The organism is bacterium, from assembly GCA_024224155.1.
GTDB lineage: Bacteria > Acidobacteriota > Thermoanaerobaculia > Multivoradales > JAHEKO01 > CALZIK01.
Genome location: JAAENP010000040.1, coordinates 1 through 937, shown reverse-complemented (window position 1 = coordinate 937; position 937 = coordinate 1). Strand labels below are relative to the sequence as shown.

Sequence of the window (937 nt, the reverse complement as noted above, 5' to 3'; positions counted from 1 at the left end):
GGCCCGACCGCTTTGGCAACGAGACCGGAGAGATCAGTCCCGGCACCAGCAACGACGTCGGGTGGGCTCACTTCTCGCCGCAGAACCGCTTCGCCGATCAGGTCGGGGGAAAGGGGGGGCTGCGAGGCTTCTACGGCAAGTTCTACGACAGCAACGTCACCGGCAACTGGAAGTCGCCGCCGCCCAGTCCCCCGATCTTTGTCTACGAGATCTCCACTTCTCTCGACGGGCCGTGGGATCCCTACATCACCTTCGATTACGGCGAGCCAGTGCTCGATCCGAATCTGAAGCTCCCCGAGACGGATCAGTTCACGCTCGGCTACGAACATCGGGTGGGCCCCAACTCGTCGCTCGGAGTCCAGGCCATCTACAAGGACACCAAGAACCTCATCGGCTGGGAGATCCTCGGCGACGGCGTCTACGAGATGCTTCCGTGGCCGAATCCGATCACCGGCGAGGTCCAGCCGATAGCGAGCATCCTCGTGCAGCCGACGACCCGCAAGGGCAACCGGCCCGGTGACGGCTCGCTGGCGCCGCCCGGCCAGGGGTACGAGCAGGACTACAAAGGAGCGTTCGTGGCGTTCAACAAGCACTACGCGAACGGCTGGAGCATGATGGCCTCCTACACCTGGTCGGACTCGAACGGCTTTCTGCCGACCCCGCTGGCACAAGATCAGGGAGATCCGGCGTTTACGATCCAGGACGGCCGCGATCCCAACCACTGGATCAACGCCGAGCAGGCGCTCCAGAACCAGCGCGAGCACGCGGTGCAGATCCAGGGCAACTTCGACCTGCCGTGGAATCTCCTCGGCACGGTCGTCTACAGGTATCTCTCCGGCAAGCCCTACAACCGGCAGGTGCAAGCCGGGGTGTTCTCCTCGCAATTCCCGCTTGAGCAGGGCGGACAGACCGTGATCGCGGTTCCGGCCTCCAGCTC

1 protein-coding gene is annotated in these 937 nt (G+C 64.0%); it reads left to right on the top strand.

Annotated elements, in window-relative coordinates; genetic code table 11:
- The coding region (locus GY769_02690) for a hypothetical protein (GenBank protein ID MCP4200825.1) at window positions 1–937 on the top strand (937 nt) is incomplete at both ends.